This window comes from Brevibacterium ihuae, assembly GCF_900184225.1.
In the GTDB taxonomy this organism is placed as follows: Bacteria; Actinomycetota; Actinomycetes; order Actinomycetales; family Brevibacteriaceae; genus Brevibacterium; species Brevibacterium ihuae.
This window is the reverse complement of record NZ_FXWZ01000003.1, coordinates 907,547-924,010: the sequence shown is the minus strand read 5'-3', so window position 1 is coordinate 924,010 and position 16,464 is coordinate 907,547. Positions and strand designations below refer to the sequence as shown.

At 72.4% G+C, this 16,464-nt stretch carries 12 protein-coding genes and 1 pseudogene; 1 reads left to right on the top strand and 12 read right to left on the bottom strand.

Annotated features, from left to right (window positions below; genetic code table 11):
- Window positions 1–152 precede the first annotated feature (152 nt).
- The 8 genes and pseudogenes from C1A17_RS14580 to C1A17_RS09445 form a co-directional block, all read right to left on the bottom strand.
- Window positions 153–776: an MFS transporter gene (locus C1A17_RS14580; RefSeq protein ID WP_245873633.1), complete on the bottom strand. Its 624-nt coding sequence runs from the start codon at window positions 774–776 to the stop codon at window positions 153–155.
- A gap of 24 nt (window positions 777–800) precedes the next feature.
- A pseudogene (locus tag C1A17_RS14765) lies at window positions 801–1,574 on the bottom strand (MFS transporter).
- A gap of 12 nt (window positions 1,575–1,586) precedes the next feature.
- On the bottom strand, window positions 1,587–2,762 hold the full coding sequence (locus tag C1A17_RS09470) for an amidohydrolase (RefSeq protein ID WP_101652762.1): 1,176 nt from the start codon (window positions 2,760–2,762) through the stop codon (window positions 1,587–1,589).
- A gap of 310 nt (window positions 2,763–3,072) precedes the next feature.
- Window positions 3,073–4,512, bottom strand: coding sequence for a bifunctional PIG-L family deacetylase/class I SAM-dependent methyltransferase (locus tag C1A17_RS09465; protein WP_101652761.1), 1,440 nt, complete (start codon window positions 4,510–4,512; stop codon window positions 3,073–3,075).
- A gap of 11 nt (window positions 4,513–4,523) precedes the next feature.
- On the bottom strand, window positions 4,524–5,696 hold the full coding sequence (locus tag C1A17_RS09460) for an acyl-CoA dehydrogenase family protein (RefSeq protein ID WP_101652760.1): 1,173 nt from the start codon (window positions 5,694–5,696) through the stop codon (window positions 4,524–4,526).
- Window positions 5,693–6,403 carry a glycosyltransferase family 2 protein gene (locus C1A17_RS09455; protein WP_101652759.1) on the bottom strand — a complete coding sequence of 237 codons (711 nt, stop codon included), beginning with the start codon at window positions 6,401–6,403 and terminating at the stop codon, window positions 5,693–5,695. Before C1A17_RS09455 ends, C1A17_RS09460 begins: the two co-directional genes overlap by 4 nt.
- Before the next feature lie 133 nt (window positions 6,404–6,536).
- The gene (locus C1A17_RS09450; protein ID WP_245873629.1) at window positions 6,537–10,136 is read right to left on the bottom strand and encodes a DEAD/DEAH box helicase; all 3,600 of its coding nucleotides are present in this window, start codon (window positions 10,134–10,136) and stop codon (window positions 6,537–6,539) included.
- Between the two features lie 45 nt (window positions 10,137–10,181).
- Window positions 10,182–10,769, bottom strand: coding sequence for a Panacea domain-containing protein (locus C1A17_RS09445; RefSeq protein ID WP_180953273.1), 588 nt, complete (start codon window positions 10,767–10,769; stop codon window positions 10,182–10,184).
- A gap of 181 nt (window positions 10,770–10,950) precedes the next feature.
- On the opposite strand from C1A17_RS09445, the gene C1A17_RS09440 reads away from it, so the two are divergent.
- Window positions 10,951–12,501, top strand: coding sequence for an acetolactate synthase large subunit (locus C1A17_RS09440; protein WP_101652757.1), 1,551 nt, complete (start codon window positions 10,951–10,953; stop codon window positions 12,499–12,501).
- 85 nt (window positions 12,502–12,586) lie between these two features.
- Here C1A17_RS09440 and C1A17_RS09435 read toward each other — a convergent pair whose 3' ends face one another.
- The 4 genes from C1A17_RS09435 to moaA all read right to left on the bottom strand — a co-directional run bounded on the left by C1A17_RS09435 (window position 12,587) and on the right by moaA (window position 16,457).
- On the bottom strand, window positions 12,587–13,912 hold the full coding sequence (locus C1A17_RS09435; protein WP_101652756.1) for a molybdopterin molybdotransferase MoeA: 1,326 nt from the start codon (window positions 13,910–13,912) through the stop codon (window positions 12,587–12,589).
- Window positions 13,909–14,802: a molybdenum cofactor guanylyltransferase gene (mobA, locus tag C1A17_RS14565; protein ID WP_245873627.1), complete on the bottom strand. Its 894-nt coding sequence runs from the start codon at window positions 14,800–14,802 to the stop codon at window positions 13,909–13,911. Before mobA ends, C1A17_RS09435 begins: the two co-directional genes overlap by 4 nt.
- Before the next feature lie 232 nt (window positions 14,803–15,034).
- A complete protein-coding gene (locus C1A17_RS09425) occupies window positions 15,035–15,325 on the bottom strand; it encodes a MoaD/ThiS family protein (RefSeq protein ID WP_245873626.1) in 291 nt (96 codons plus the stop codon).
- 1 nt (window position 15,326) lies between these two features.
- Window positions 15,327–16,457 carry a GTP 3',8-cyclase MoaA gene (moaA, locus tag C1A17_RS09420; protein WP_101652755.1) on the bottom strand — a complete coding sequence of 377 codons (1,131 nt, stop codon included), beginning with the start codon at window positions 16,455–16,457 and terminating at the stop codon, window positions 15,327–15,329.
- Between the last annotated feature and the right edge of the window lie 7 nt (window positions 16,458–16,464).

The following is a 16,464-nucleotide window of genomic DNA, read 5'->3' as shown; positions in this document are numbered from 1 at the left end:
CCTGCTGACACCGCTCCTGCAGCGCCGGCTGCGATCAGTTGCCGATGGGCGGGGGCGCGACGTCGCGACGCCCTCGGGGGCGTCCTTCGCCCCCTCGGCGGTATCGACCTTCTTCTGCGAGGGCACGGTGAGGATGATCGAGGCGAGGGCGATCACCACCATCGCCACGTTGAACAGCAGTCCGATCGCACCCCGAACCGCAGCGCGATGTTGTCCTGGCGGCCGATGAACAGACCCCACGACTGCACGAACTCCGGGCTCACCGTCTGGCCGGCGACGTAGAGCGCGGCGGACACGGCGACACCGATCGCACTGCCGACCGACGAGGCCATCTTGTAGATGCCGGCGGCGGCGCCGACCTGCGCTTCGGGAACGTTCGACAGGGCGGCGTCGGTCGACGGCGTCGCATAGAAGCCCAGCCCGATGCCGAACAGGGTGAACCCGATGACGGCGAGGACGATGTACTGCTCGATGAGGAGGAACGTCGCCGAGCACAGGAGGACGCCGGAGCCGGTGATCATCGCGCCCCACATCATCGGCTTCTTGGGGCCGAACCGCTGGAGCAGCTTCTCGCCCACGCGGATCGTCGCGAGGATCGCGATGAGGTAGCCCAGGGTGAGCAGACCGGATTGCAGCGCGTTCATGCCTGCGGCCACCTGGACGAGGCCGAGCGACACGATGAGCGTGCCGGCTGCGCCGTTGAGCAGGAAGTTCGACAGCGTGGCCCCGGTGAAGGTGCCGTTGCGGAAGAGGCTGAGATCGATGAAGGCGCTCATCCGGTGGGTCTCGATCTGGAGGAATCACAGGCCGCAGACGATCGTCACGACGATGAGCCCAAGACCGAGAGGGCTCATCCAGCCGATGTTCGGTCCCTGCGAGATGTAGATGTTGAGCGCGAGGATCGTGACGATGAAGGTGATGAGGCCGAGCCAGTCGAAGCCCCCCGCATTCGCCGAGGCCGGCGCCTTGGACACCGGGGTGTCGCGGACGAGGAACAGGGCGAGGACCGACAGGGCGATCGAGATCCAGAAGATCGAGCGCCAGCCCAGGGGCGAGGTCGCCATGAGACCGCCGAACAGGGCGCAGAAGCCGGAACCGCCCCAGGAGCCGATCGACCAGAAGGACAGCGCCCGCTGGCGCTTCTAGCCGTCGTAGAACGATTTCACGAGCGCCATCGAGGACGGCATGATGCATGCGGCGGACAGCCCCTGGACGATGCGCCCGGCGAGCAGCATGCCCGCGGTGAGACCGCCCATGCCCTCGGGCGTGAGTGCGATGAGCAGGGACCCGACGATGCTCAGGCCGATGCCGATCATGAGGATCCGGCCGCGGCCCACCCGGTCGGCGAGCCCGCCTGCGACGACGATGAAGATGCCGGAGAACAGGGAGGTGATCGAGACGGCGAGGTTGGCGATCGTCGGCGCGATGCCGAGCTCGCCCTGGATGCCGGGGATGACGTTGAGCAGGGTCTGGGCGAACAGGCAGAAGGTGATGACCGAGAGGAGAATTCCCGCCAGCCACCGGTCAGTGGGCTTCCAGGCGGTCGCTGCAGACGCGGGTGCGGAGGTGGTCATGAGCGCTTCCTCTCACTTCCGGAGGTAGGCGAGGGCGGCCACGGCGTGGGCGCGGATGCCGGTCTCGAGGGTGGGGTCGATCGCCGGAGCGAAGAACGGCGAGTGGTTGGCGGGGATGTCCGCGGCGACGGTGCCCTTCTCGACTGCGGCGCGGTACTTCTCCGACGGCACGGACCCGACGGTCCAGTACGTGTACGGGATGCCGAACGCGTCGGGGATCCGGCTGAAGTCCTCCGAAGCCGTGTAGGGGTCCGTCTCGTAGACCCGGTCCTCGCCGAACTCGTCGACGAACGCCCGGGTGACCTTCTCATTGACCTCGGCGTCGTTGTCGGTGAGCGGGAACTGGTCGTAGTACTCGAACTCGGGTTCGCGCGGCGACCCCGCGGCCTCGCACTCGCCGCGGACGATCCGCTCGATCGTGGCCATGATGCGCTCGCGGAGCTCGGTGTCGTAGGTGCGGAGATTGAGGAGCAGCTCCGCGCGGTCGGGGATGATGTTCGACTTGAAGCCGGCATTGAGCGCACCGACCGTCACGACGGCGAACTGCCCCGGCCGCGCCTCCCGCGACACGATCGTCTGCAGCCGGAGGACGATCGAGGACGCGAGGACGACCGGGTCGATAGAATTGTGCGGCATCGACCCGTGCGCGCCGCGTCCGTGCACGGTGACCTTGAGGGAGTCGCCCGCGGACAGGACGGGGCCGGCGGTGGTGCCGATCGTGCCGACCTCGGTGGGCATGACGTGCTGGGCGAGAGCGACATCGGGGACCGGGATCACCGCGGAGAGGCCCGCGTCGAGCATCGCCTTCGCACCGGCGGCCGTCTCCTCCGCGGGCTGGAAGAGGGCGATGTAGGTGCCCGACCACGCATCCCGCGCCTGCGCGAGCTGCTCCGCGGCGCCGAGGAGGCAGACGATGTGCATGTCGTGGCCGCACGCGTGCATGACGCCCGGGACCTCAGACGCGTACTCGAGGCCGGTGTCCTCGGCGACCGGCAGGGCGTCGATGTCGGCGCGGGCGAGCACCGTGGGACCGGTGCCGTTCTCGATCACCCCGACGACGCCGGTGTCGCCGACCCGGTGCACTGTGCAACCGATGCGCTCGAGCTCCTCGGCGATGCGTCCGGCCGTCGCGTGCTCCTCGGAGCTGAGTTCGGGATGTCGATGGAGCTCGGTGTAGAGCTCCCGCAGGTGCGCGAGGCCCTAGGACAGGGTGTCGAACGCGAACGATAATGACATCGGGCCTCCTCCGTGCCGGCGCCGGGACCGCCGACGCAGCGTGGCCGCTCCGGCGCGCCTCATCACCGACGATAGGCGCTCGCATCGGGTTCGGACAGAGCCGATGGCATGGGATCTCGACAGCCGGGACCGGGCTCGTCGGAATGCGGGAGATACCGCTGGTGCGCCGCCGTCCGGGGAGGGGCCGCTGACCGGGGAGGGGCCGAGGCGGAGGACGGTCCTGTCCCCACGCCCCGCTGCCGGGTGAGCCGGGTGCTGGCCCCTAGTCCGCGCTGAGGAACTCCGCCTCCGCGACGCTCGGTCCGGGCGGTCCGAAGGTCTCGATGAGGACGTCGGCGTCGCGGTAGGAGGCGTGGCGCACCCACCCCGCCTGTGCGGCTAGCGCGGCGTGGATCGCCTCGGCCTCGCGGTAGGCGCCGGGGATCGGGTGGCGCCAGTGGGCGGCGACGAGCACGCCGTCGTCCGCGAGCGAGCGGGCCGCCCGGTCGCTCGCTGTCGCGAACTCCTCGTCCCCGAGGTAGTAGGCGAGCTCGCTGAGCACGATGAGGTCGAACTCGCCCTCGGGCCAGTCGCCGATCCCGCCGACCCGGAACTCGACCGCCGGATGCTCGACCCGGGCACGGGCGGTCTCGATCGCCTGCGGGATGATGTCGGCGGCGATGAGCTCCTCGCAGCGCGGGGCGAGCTGTGCGGTGAGGACGCCGATCGAGCATCCCGGCTCGTACCCGCGGCGGAACCGGCGCTTGGGCAGCAGAGCGAGCGTGAGGGCGTACTTCCGCTCCTCGTACCACCGGTCGGCCAGATTCCACGGATCCTCACCCGAGCGGTAGAGCGCCGCGAAGGCGCCGGCCGGATGCGGGAACACGACTTGCCGGCGGCGCAGCATGCGCGCGCGGACGCGGGGCGGCAGCACGACCGAGGTCTCCGGGTCCTCTCCGGACCGGTCGACGGGCACCCCGTGGTCGAGGCTGATCTGGGACCGGAACCGGCTCATCGCGCGGTACCGCGCCTCGATCAGCTCCTCGTCGACGTCGATCGCCCGGGCTGCGTCCCACTCCACCTCCGGATGCTCGCCCGGTGTCGAGTGCTGCCACAGCCAGACCGGGAAGTCGACGGTGCGCACGCTCGGGTAGCGGGCGGCGGCGCGGTGGGCCGCCCGTCCGCTCGCATCATGATCCGGGTGGCCGTCCACCCGCACCGGCGCGGCGACCCAGGTGCCGGGGGGAGCGACGTCGAGCACCGCAGCGATGCCGTCCGCCGCCCGGTCCTCCGCTCCGGTCACTCCGCCGTCGGGCAGCCCGAGGCGAATGCGCCGGATGGGCTGCCCCGCGGCTCCGGCGGGTGCCAGGGTCGCGAGATCGGCCAGCGCCTCCTCGGATTCGCGGGTGCGGATCCGGGCGAGCTCGTCGGGCGGGATCGCGGCAGCCGGATGGGACCCGTCCCCGTCGGTCACCGCGACGACGGTGACGGGGATCCCGGCGCGCACGGCTGCGCCGATGAGCGCACCGGCGCCGACGATCTCGTCGTCGGGATGCGGTGCGACGACGACGAGCGCAGGCATGTCCACCGGTGCCCAGCGCCCCCGGTCGTCCGGTGCGCTGGCCCAGTCCGGGACGCCCGCCTCGTACGCGGCGAGGGCATCGTCCGAGGTGAGCGGCGCGTCATCACCTGAGAACGCCGCGGCGGCGTCGTGCTCAGCCATCGGTGCCCTCCTCAGTTCTCGGCACTGAGCAGCGGAGCCGAATCGAGACCGATGAGTGCATCCCAGTGTGCGACCGCATCGACCGGAGCGACGGAGCCGCCGGATCCGCTCTCTCCTGCCGGCGCCGACCCCTCGTCGCGACCGGCGGTCCGGTAGGCGTGGCCGCGCACCTCGGCGGCGACGGTCGCCTCGTCGGCCTCGGCATGGGTCTGGCGGATGTAGACGCTCAGGTCGGCCACGCGCTGGGCGTGTGCGCCGTCCGAGCACAGCGGGCCGGCGCCGAGAGCGCGCCCCACCCGGTCGATGACGGCGGCGGCCATGCGGTCGATGCGGGTGCGGACCATGAGGGCGCGGCCCATGAGCAGTCCGCGGTCGTCGTGCGGGTCGGCGTCGAACACCGCGGCCGTGTGCTCGAGGAGACTCCATCCAGCGGCGAGCTCGGCGGCCGCCGCGCCGGCGTGGGCCTGGACGAGCGGGGATGCGTTCGGTCGCAGCGCCCGATCGAACAGCGTCTGCGCGACGGCCCGCGCACCGCCGAACCAGCAGGCGGCCACACCGACCCCGCCGTGCCAGAAACCCGGCCGATCGAGGTAGTCCGCGTGGCTGCCGAGCCGCCGGGCCGGGACCGACTCGAACTCGACCCAGCCGGAGTCGCTCGCCGCCATCCCCACGGCCGGCCACGTGTCCGGCACCGCCCGGACCCCGGACTGCCGGAGGTCGACGGCGAAGAGCGCGATCTGAGCCGGGGAGTTGGGGGAACCGGGGTTCGTGGTGGCGGTGACGAGGGCGTGGGTGCACATCGAGGCGCCCGAGCACCACGGCTTGGTGCCGTCGAGCACCCACCCGGCAGAGCCTTCGGACGCGGTGAGGAGGGGCTGGGGCGGCTGCGCGGCCCACACCCCCCAATGGGATCCCGGCTCGACGAGCTCGGGCGCGCCGAGGTCGGTGGTGATCGCAGCGGCGTCGAGGTGCGCTTCGACCAGCCTGCCGGTGACGATGTCCTCCCTGGTGAGCCGGGCGAGGCCCGCCCACCGCGCGAGGGTGTCACCGCGGCCCGGGAGCGGGAGGTCGACCGTGCGGATCCGGGAGGCGAGCGCGCCCCGCGGCTCCGGCTCGCGCGGGGGGCCCGCAGTGATCGTGGTCGTGGGTTCGGCGCTCGCAGGGCCGGGGGTGCGGGTGGTCATGGAACCATCGCCTTCAGGTCGTCGGAGAAGCCGCCGGGGGAGCGGCCGTGGGTGCGGCGGGACGTGGTGACCGGGATGTCGAGCGCCCAGACCACCGACAGGTCGGAGGCGGTCGCGCGGCGCACGAGGTCGACGTCCTCGTGGAGCGGGAGCGCCCGGAATCCGCCCAGGGCGCGGTAGGCGCCGGCAGTGAAACCGAGGTTGGCGCCGTGGATGTGGTGATGGCGCTCGGCCTCGATCTTGAGGGCGTACTCGCTCGCCCACCGCTCGTGGACGGGGTCGACGGGCGGCCCGGGCTCGAGGACCACGGTTCCGACGACGAGGTCCGCCCCGGAATCGCGATACGCGAGATGGCGGGAGAACCAGGTGAGCGGAACGGTGCTGTCGGCGTCGGTCGTCGCCAGCCACAGCGCGTCATCGGCGGGGGCCGTGCCGGTGCCGGGAGCGCTCGCGCGGTCGAGGATGTGCTCGAATCCGGCCCGCCGCGCCGCGCCGACGCTGCGGGCGGCGGTCTCGACGACCTCGGCTCCGAGACGGGCGGAGATCGCGGCGGTGGCATCCGTGCACGCATCGGCGACGACGATGATTCGGGGACGGATACCCGCAGCTGCCGCGGCCTCGTGGAGCGACTCGAGGGTCCCGGCGACGAGGTCCTCCTCGTCGTGGGCCGGTACGACGACGCAGCAGTCGAACCCTGCAGTGGTCACCGGCGGACCCCTCTCCTGGGAGGCATGCCGTGGCGCATGCGATCCGGGAACAAGGAACCTTGCCCCGGGTCCATCGTAGCCGGAGGACACCCCGATTGCCCCGTGCGAGGCGGCGCCGTGACCGTCGTCGAAGTCACCCGCCCAGCAGGTCGCGCACGTCGTCGGCGGTGAGCGCTTCGCTGAAGGCGGAGCCGTCGTCCATGAGCGCGGTGAACAGCTCGGCCTTCTTCCGCTGGAGGGCGAGGACCTTCTCCTCGATGGTGTCACGCGCGACGAGCCGGTAGACCATGACGTTCTTCGTCTGCCCGATCCGATGCGTCCGGTCGATCGCCTGCGCCTCCGCCGCCGGGTTCCACCAGGGGTCGAGGAGGAACACGTAGTCGGCCTCGGTGAGGGTGAGCCCGAATCCGCCGGCCTTGAGGCTGATGAGGAAGACGGGCGCCGCTCCGTCCTTGAACCCGGTGATGACGGAGTCCCGGTTCCGGGTGGACCCGTCGAGGTAGGAATGGTCGATCCCCGCCTCCTCGAGGCGCTCTGCGACCCGGGTGAGGAATGAGGTGAACTGGCTGAAGACGATGACCCGGTGCCCCTCCGCCACGACTTCCGCGAGGCTCTCGAGCAGACCGTCGAGCTTGCTCGAGGGGATCCCCGCATAGGCGTCCTCGTCGACGATCGCGGGGTCGAGCGCGAGCATCCGGAGCAGGGTGAGCGAGCGGAACACGATGAATCGGTTCCGATCCATGTCCTTGATGAGTCCGAGCAGCTTCTTGCGCTCGCGCTGGAGCACCGCGTCGTACGCCTTGCGGTGCTTGGCGGTGAGCTCGACGAACGTCGTGTGCTCCTGCTTCTCCGGCAGGTCCGCGGCAACGAGCTCCTTGGTGCGCCGCAGCATGAACGGCTTGATCCGCTTCCGCAGGGCGACCATCCGTTCGGGCGCCTTGCCGGATTCGATGGGCTTGATCACCTCGGCGTTGAAGCGTGCGGCGGACGGGAACAGCCCGGGCGAGGTGATCGACAGCAGCGCCCACAGATCCGCGAGCGAGTTCTCCATCGGAGTGCCGGTGATCGCCAGTCGGAACTGCGCCGGGACGTTCTTCGCCGCCTGGTGCACCCGCGAGGTGCGGTTCTTGACGAACTGCGCCTCGTCGAGGATGAGGCCGGCCCACGACTGCCCGGCGAACTCCGCGGCATCGATCCGGAGGATCGCGTACGAGGTGATGACGACGTCCGCACCCTCGACCTCCTTGGCCAGGGGCGTCCTCCGCTTCTTCGTCGTGGCGCCGAGGACGCGGACGTCGAGGTCCGGGACGAACCGCGCGGCTTCCGCCTTCCACGTCGAGACCACCGAGGTGGGGGCGACGACGAGGAACGGCGGGTCGCCGAGGACCTCCCCGGTGAGCACGGACGGTTCGATCCCGCTCGAGGACCGGTGTCCGGGCCCGGCCGGCGCGTCGAGCTGCTCGCCTCCCAACGCGGTCGCCGCGACCCCGGAGGCGGGCTCTGATGCGTCCACGTTCCCGGTGCCGGGCTCGGATCCGTCCGCGGTCCCGGTGGCGATCACGGCCTCGCCCGAGGTCATCGCGGCACCCGAGGAGGCCCGCGCCGCGGCCGTTCCCGGGGGCAGCGCCGGCATGCTCCGGGTGCTCTCGAACCCCCGCGCATGAGCGATGAAGGCGAGGGTCTGCAACGTCTTTCCCAGGCCCATGTCATCGGCGAGGATCCCGCCCAGTCGATGGCTGTGGAGGAACGCGAGCCAGCGAAACCCGGCCACCTGGTACGGGCGGAGCTGCGCGTCCACCGCGTCCGGCACGGGGACGTCGGGGACGGAATCCGCATCGGTGAGCCCCCGGACGGCCTCCCGCCAGGCGATCGCGGCGTCGACCTCGTCCGCGATGTCCTCGAGCGCCGCATAGAGCGGGGCCTGATAGCGGGTGATCCGGGGATTCTGCGGGTCCCATTCGGGTAGCCCGTCGGCTTCGGCGAGCACCTCGCGGAGCCGGTCGAACTCGGGCCGGTCGAGGGAGAAGAAGCGGCCGTCGGGCAGGAGGATGTTCTTCGCCCCGCCTGCGAGCGCCTCGAAGAGCCGGACGAAGGGGATCGGCTCGCCGTCGATGGTGATGAGGATGCCGAGATCGAACCAGTCCGTACGGGTGGACTCCGCAGTGGTGATCCGCACGTGCGGAGTCCCGGTGAGTTCGGTGTAGTCCGGCCGTTCGCCGGCGATCTCGACGCGCACCGAGTCCAGTCGCTCGAAGCGGGGCAGGATCCGTTCGCTGAACTCCGCGGTCTCGATCCCGCGAAGTTCGATGCCCGGGCGGGCCGCCGCCGGCCAGATCTTCCGCACGGCTCGCAGGGTCGCGGCCTCGAACTCCCGGTCCCGTCGCTGCGCGCGACCGGTGCGGCCGGTGAACGGCCCCAGATCGATGAGGTCGAGGGTGCGGTCGGGATCGTGGTACTCCCAGTCCCAGTGGAGCTCGACCCGGTCGCCCTTCTCGAACCGCGCGAGGAGGTGGAGCTGCGGATCCGCGTACTGCGGCAGCTCGAGGGAGTCGTCACCGCTGCGCACCGGCACGACGGACCGGACGGCGGGCAGGGTCGTGGCATAGAAGTCGTCGATGTCCTCCGCCGGCACCGTGAGCGGCTCCGACCGGCCGAACAGGTCGAGGACGAGCGGATCGAGGGGCCTGTCGGTCGGTGCGAGCGCGATGTCGACCGCGGGCGTGCCCACGGTGCCGTCTGTCGAGGTCAGTGCGAAGCCGATGTCGCCGACGGACAGCGGGGGGTGCCGGTCGGTCACGGCCGCGGTCCGCCCGTCGATGTCGACGGCGGGCACCACGCGCAGGCCCGCGTCATCGGGGGAGAGGCCGAGCGAAACCGCAGCGCGCGCGGCGAGGGTGACCTCGCCGACGATCCCCTGCCCGACGAATGCGACCCCGAGCTCCCGTGCGCGCGCCAGGAGGTGCCAGAGGAAGGAGCTCGAGAAGCGCCGGAGCTGGATGTCGGGACCGCCGGAATCGAAGTGGATGCTCCGCGCGGCATAGAGCGTGTGGAACTGGGCGAGGAGCTCCGCCTGCTGGCGGTCGAACTCCTGCTGGACCTGCGGCTGGCCGAGCGTGCGCCACTGCAGCCCGCCCTTGATCCAGGTGCCGCGCTTGCCGGTGGTGAGCGGACGAATGACGAGGAGCAGCGGTTCTCCCGCGCGGTAGTCCTCCCACGCCGCTTGTCGCAGGTCGCGTGGGGCGTACCACGACCGCGGCTCGTCGACGAGGAGATCGAATCCGATGCCGAGGGGGAGCGCGGGGGCACCGCCGGCGCTCACGGTGCCGAACCGATCGAGCACGCGCTTCCATTCCGGCACGGGCGGCGCCGGGGGCGCGAGCGGGATCGTGAGGGCGGACGCCGCCATCTGCAGGGCGATGTGGGACAGCGTGTGGAGGAGCGCGGCCCCGTGCTTGCAGTTCGTCCCGACCGGGCACGTGCAGTGCGAGGAGGTCGGCCGGTAGTGGGTGATGCGACGATCGCGGTCGAGCACCTCGAGCCGGACGACGACTTCGTAGGGATGGTTCGCCGAGCCGTGCACGATGCCGACCACCGTGCCCTCCGACGGCCCCCAATCGCTGTCCTGCACCCGGTGCGCGAGCGCGTACTCCTTGCCGCGCCGGGAGGTGTCCTCGCCGAACAGACCCGCGATGAGCAGCGGGTGCACATGGGGCGGAACGGGCGACTGATTCACCGTGCCATCGTCGCACGAGGCGCGGACACGGCAGAGGCGGCGGAGTCAGCCCTGGTCAGGCCTGTGGACAGAGTGCTCATCCCGCGCGGGACCGACGGGGATCCCGGATTCGAACCGCGCGGTGATCTGGTCCCGGAGCTCGCGCGCTCGTCGCTGCTCCGCCTCCCGGGCGGCTTCGGCGGCTCCGGGGCGGCGGGGCGAATCCGCGGCGTCGACGCGGGCCGCGTGGAAGTCACGGAGGGCCTCGGTGGGGATCTCCGGGCCCGAGGCGAACGCCGGCCGCCCGCCGGCGGCCGCCTCGGCCCAGGGCGCCTCGGACTTCACGCGGGCCACGAGCGCGCTCGGTGTGAGCGCACCGTAGTGCGCGATGACCGCATCGATCTCCCGACGGCGGTCTCCGGCGTCCTCACCGCTGAGTACGAGCTTCCGCGGCAGGGTCGTGGAGAAGGCGGCGTGGGCGGCCGGCACCGCGGGTCCGTGCTCCCACGCCTCAATCGGCTCGGCGAACAGCGGCTCTCCGCGCCACGCGAGCGTCCAGGCCTGGGCGTAGTGGACGAGGAGGAGCGCCGTGGTCTTGTCGACCCCCTGCCGGACGTACTTGACGTGGCCGAGGACGGCCTGGGCGGTGATCATGGCTCCGGGACTCCCTGCTGGTCGTGGACGACGACGCGGACCGCCCCATCCTCTCAGAGGCGCGGACATCCCGGGGGAGCCGGCGTTCGCCCGGTGATCGTCCGAGATCCATGGAGATCCGCGCGCTCGCGGACATAGAGTGGTGGCAGACGATCCACCGCGACGACGTGAGGAGGCATCCGTGAACGGAGCCGAAAGCCTGCTGCAGACCCTCGAGCACAACGGGGTGGAGGTGTGCTTCGCCAATCCGGGGACCTCGGAGATGCACTTCGTCGCCGCGCTCGACCGCAATCCCGGGGTGCGGGGGATCCTCGGCCTGTTCGAAGGTGCTGTCACCGGGGCCGCCGACGGCTACGGCCGGATGCTCGACCGCCCCGCCGCCACCCTCCTCCACCTGGGTCCGGGTCTGGCCAACGGGCTGTCGAGCGTCCACAACGCGCGCCGCGCGCGCACCCCGATGGTCAACGTCATCGGCGACCACGCGACGTACCACCGGGAGCTCAACGCCCCGCTCACCTCGGACATCGAGGGCACTGCCCGTCCGTTCAGCGACTGGGTGCGCACCTCGCCGTCGCCGAACACCATCGCCCAGGACACCGCAGATGCGATCGGCGCGAGCCTGTCCGGTCGCATCGCGTCCCTCATCCTCCCCGCCGACACCGCGTGGAACGAGGCGGACGGCTACGAGACCCCGCCCACCGCCGTCCGCCTGCCCGAGGTCGAGCCGCAGCCCGGCGTCATCGATGCCGCCGCCCGGACGCTCAAGGAGAACGGGAAGCGCACCGCGTTCCTGTTCGGCGGCCGCGCCGCCCGGGCCGATCGCTTCGCCGTCGCCGCCCAGATCGCGGAGGCGACGGGCGCCACGCTGCTCGTCGACACCTTCTCCCCGCGCACCGAGCGCGGAGCCGGGCGTCATGCGGCGATCCGCATCCCCTACCCGGTCGAACCGGCCCAGCAGCTGCTGCGGGACTTCGACTCGATCATCCTCATCGACACGCAGCCGCCGGTCGCCTTCTTCGCCTACCCGGACAAGGCGAGTGTCCTCACCGCGCCGGGGACGACCTTCCACCAGGTCGCGAAGCCGGAATCCGATTCGCTCGCCGCGCTCGAGGCGCTCCGCTCGGCGGTCCTCGGCGACGCTCCGGCACCCGCCGCGGCCGTCGAGCTCGACCTGCCGGAGCTGCCCTCGGGCTCGATCACCCTCGACAAGCTCGCCGCGTGGCTGGGGCAGGCGATCCCGGAGAACGGCATCGTCCTCGACGAGTCGATCACCACCGGACGGGACTTCTACCGGCAGACCGCCGGATCCCGCCCGCACGACTACTTCTCGCCCACCGGCGGAGCGATCGGCTGGGCGCTGCCGGTGTCGATCGGCGCCGCGGTCGCCTGCCCGGACCGCAAGGTCATCGCGCTCGAGTCCGACGGGTCTGCGATGTACATGCCGCAGGCGCTGTGGACCCAGGCGCGCGAGGGCCTCGACATCGTCACCGTGGTGTTCGCGAACCGGAAGTACCAGATCCTCCGCGACGAGATGAACAACGTCGGCGTCCACGACTTCGGCGTCAAGGCGAGCTCGCTCCTCGACCTCCACGATCCCGTCATCGACTTCGTCTCGCTGGCGAAGAGCATGGGCGTGCCGGCCACCCGGGTGGAGACGATCGAGGATCTCGCCCGGACCTTCGACGGTGCGCTGGCCGCCGACGGACCGCATCTCATCGAGGTCGTCCTCTGAGCTGACCGCGGCGCATGACCGAGCCGCGCGGCACCTCCCGAGGTGCCGCGCGGGAGTGCCACCAGCCGTGCATCGTGGACTCGGATCAGCCGTGCGCCGTCCACGGCAGGGTGAGGCAGTCGACCTCCTCACCGGGGGCCACCTCCCGGGTGGGCAGGATGACGAGGCCGTCGGCCTGCGACAGCCCGCGGAGCATGTTCGACCCCGTCCGGTCGCACAGCTCCCACTCCTCACCCCCAGCGTGCGCGTTGCCGCTGCCCGTCCCGTCGGTGACCCGGCGGGCGGGGGTGAGCCGTTCGACCTTCGCCGCGGGTGCGCCTGCGGCCAGGCGCACCCGGGTCACGGGGGCCGGCGGCAGGCCGAGCGCAGCGCGGAGGAACGGCTCGACGACGACGCGCATCGCGACCATCGCGGCGAGCGGATTGCCCGGCAGTCCGACGTGCCAGGTCGCCGCGCCGGGCAGCCGGGTGCACATCGTCGGGTGGCCCGGACGCATGTCGAGCTCCCCGAACACCACCCCAGTCGCCATCGCCTCGACCTCGCGCCGCACATGATCCGCCGCGGAGTGACCGGTCCCGGCAGTGGTGAGCACGAGGTCGACGCCCGGCGCGGTCTCCCCGCCTTCGGCGGCGTCATCATCAATGCCGTCGCCGGATCCCGCGACGCGCCCGACCAGCACCGCCTCGAGGGCGCGCCGCGTCTCCACCGCGTCGTCGCCGATCCGCACCTGGGACACGAGCTCCGCGCCGAGCAGGTGGAGGTAGGCGGGCAGCTGGGGTCCGAAGGCATCGCGCACCTCGCCGACGTCCGGCCGCCCGGCGGTGCGCACCTCGTCCCCGGTCTGGATGAGCGCGACCCGAGGCCTGCGGCGCACCGGCAGGACATCGAGGCCGGCGACCGCCGCATAGGCGAGGTGGGCCGGCGAGAGCACGGTGCCGCCGGGCACGAGCACCTCCCCGGCCGCGGATTCCCGGCCCGCCCGGCGGATGTGCCGGCCGGGCTCGAGCTCGGAGACCGGGACGCCGGCCGCGAGGTCGAGGCGCGCACGTCCCGGCCCGGTCGCCGCCGCGTCGTCGCCGTTCACCTGGGCGTACTCTCGGCGGATTATGCCCGAGGCGCCCGCCGGCACCGGCGACCCGGTGAGCACGCGCCGTGCCCGGCCCGGCAGCAGCGCCGCACCGGTCGACCCAGCGGGTGAGGACGGTTCCTCGAGCTCCCACGGGGGAGGGCCCGCGACGGCGAAGCCGTCCATCGCCGAGGAGTCGAAGTGCGGGATCGGCATCGGGGCGTGGACGTCGCGGGCGAGCACGGCGCCTGCGCAGTCGGCGAGCGGCCGGTCGACGGCGGACATGAGGGGAGCGATCCCGGCGGCGAGGCACACCGCCTCTTCCCAGCGCGGAGCGGCGCTCATCGTCGATCCTCCCGGGCCGGTTCCCCGGCGGCGTCCTCGAGCTCTGCAGAGATTCGGTGCCCTGCGGGAGCACGGAGCCCGAGCCGCTGGGCATCGTCCCAGGTGTCGACGTCATCGGCGCTCCCGGCGGGCAGCTCGACGTGCACCACCTCGAGCCCGGAGAGCAGCCGGCGGACCGACATGCCGGCGGTGTCCCGGGCGCGCAGTGCCGCGCGGAGCGGTGGCAGCCGATGGAGGGCGAGGAGGTGCTGCACCTGGTCGCCGCCGTCGTCCGCGGCGCCGCGGCTGATCCCCACCCAGGCGTCGGGCGGGTGGGGGTGAGTCGCGGCGCCGCCCGTCGAAGAACGGACACCGGCTGTCGAGGACCGGGCGCCCACGTCCGAGGACCGGCCGCCGTCTCGTGCGGGCTGGTCGCCGTCCCGTGTGGACCGGCCGGGGCCTTGCAGCGGGGTTCCGTGACCGCCGACCGCACGAAGAGACCGGCCGACCGCACGGAGCGACCTTTCGCCCCCCGCGTCCGCCGCGTCCATGAGCGCGCGGATGCCCGCTCCCACGCCCGGCATGTCGCAGGCGAGGGTGAGCACGAGGCCGGCGGGCGCGGCATCCGCGGCGAGCGCCTCGACGCCTGCGGCGATCCCGGCGACCGGCCCCGCGAACGGCGGGTTCTCGCGGACGATCCGGATCCCCCGCGCCTCGTACCCGGAGCCGGCGAGCACGTCTGCGGGGCCCACGACGACGATCCGCCCGGCACCCACCCCGGCATCGAGCAGGGCCGCGAGGGTCGCGCCGAGCAGGGTCGTCCCTGCAGGCAGCGTCGTCCCTCCGGGCGGAGCAGCCTCCCCGTGCCCCGCCGTCCCCTCGGACTGATCGGCCTCTGCGCGCGATGTCATCGTCCGAGTGTCCCGGCGCGGGGCGCTCTCCCCGCCCCGCGCCGGGACACTCGGACCCTCCATGCGCAGCTGCGGCTTGGGCACCCCGCCCAGGCGGCTCGACCGACCCCCGGCGAGCACCACGGCACCGAGGCCATCGGGGGAGCGGAGCGCAGCTGCCGGCTCCTCGTGGGCCACCTCGGGTGCGGCGGCGTCCGCCCGCGCCCGGTCCGCACCTTCGTTCACGCCGGCCTCACCCGCCGGAGAACGGCGGGAGCACATCCACGGTGTCGCCGGCGCTCACGGTGTGGCCCGGGCGCATCGCGACCCCGCTGACGAGCAGGCTGCTCTGGGCGAGGACATCGCCGAGCGCCGGCTCACCGTCCGGCGGGGTGGGATGGCGCTCGGCGAGCACGCGGACGAACGCGTCCCGGTCGAGCGGCACGGCAGCGGGTAGCTCCTCGAGAGCGAGCTCCTCCTGCGTGCAGGCGGCGGCCGCGCGGGCCGCGGCGAAGTAGCGGACGGTGATCGTCTCAGCGGTCATCTCAGCCCCCGATCTCGCTCATCGAGCGCTCGGGCTGGACGTAGTCCTCGCTGTCGAGGCCGGCGTGGTCCATGCCGTGGGCGCGGGGCTTGAGCCACATCGCCTGCCGCCAGGCGCGGCCGATCTCCGCATCCGTCCGGCCCGCGCGCAGCAGCGAGCGCAGGTCGAACTCCTCGTGCGAGAACAGGCAGGAGCGGATGGTGCCCTCCGCGGTGATCCGGGTGCGGGTGCACGCCCCGCAGAACGGTTCCGTGACCGAGGCGATGATCCCCACCCGGCCCAGCCGCTCGCCGTCCGGTGCGCGCACGACGAACCGTTCGGCCGGAGCACCGCCGCGCGGCTCCTCGTCGGGTTCGAGTCGGTACCGGGCGGCCAGGGCGGCGCGCACCTCGGCGGCGGTGACCATCGCCTCCCGCGTCCACCCGTGGTCGCCGTCGAGCGGCATCTGCTCGATGAAGCGGAGCTCGAGGTCGTGGGCGAGCGCGAAGTCGAGGAGGTCGGCGGCCTGGTCGTCGTTGACGCCGCGCATGAGGACGGCGTTGATCTTCACCGGGGCCAGCCCCGCGGCCACGGCGGCGGAGATCCCGTCGAGCACCTGCTGCAGGCGGTCGCGGCGGGCGAGCCGCCGGTAGGTCTCCGCGTCGATCGTGTCGAGCGAGACGTTGATGCGCCTCAGGCCCGCGGCGGCAAGGCCGGCGGCCCGTTCGGCCAGACCGATGCCGTTCGTCGTGATCGACACCGGGAGCTCGGGATGGCGGGCGTGGACGAGCCCGATGATCTCCTCGAGGTCGCGGCGGATGAGCGGCTCCCCGCCGGTGAGACGCAGCTCGCGCACCCCGAGGTCGCGGACGCCGATCGTCACGAGGCGGAGGATCTCCTCGGGGGAGAGGAGCGCGGACTGCGGCATCCACTGCATGCCCTCGGCCGGCATGCAGTACGTGCAACGCAGATTGCACTTGTCGGTGAGCGAGATCCGCAGATCCTCGCCCGAACGCCCGAAGCTGTCGCGCAGCGGACCGGTCTCCGGGGCATCGCCGGCGCGCTGCGCGAGCTCCGCGCTGACCGCGCGCGCGGCCTGCTCGGGGAGGTTGGCCTGCTCACGCAGGCGCGGGGTTCCCAGTCGTACCGACATGCCAGCA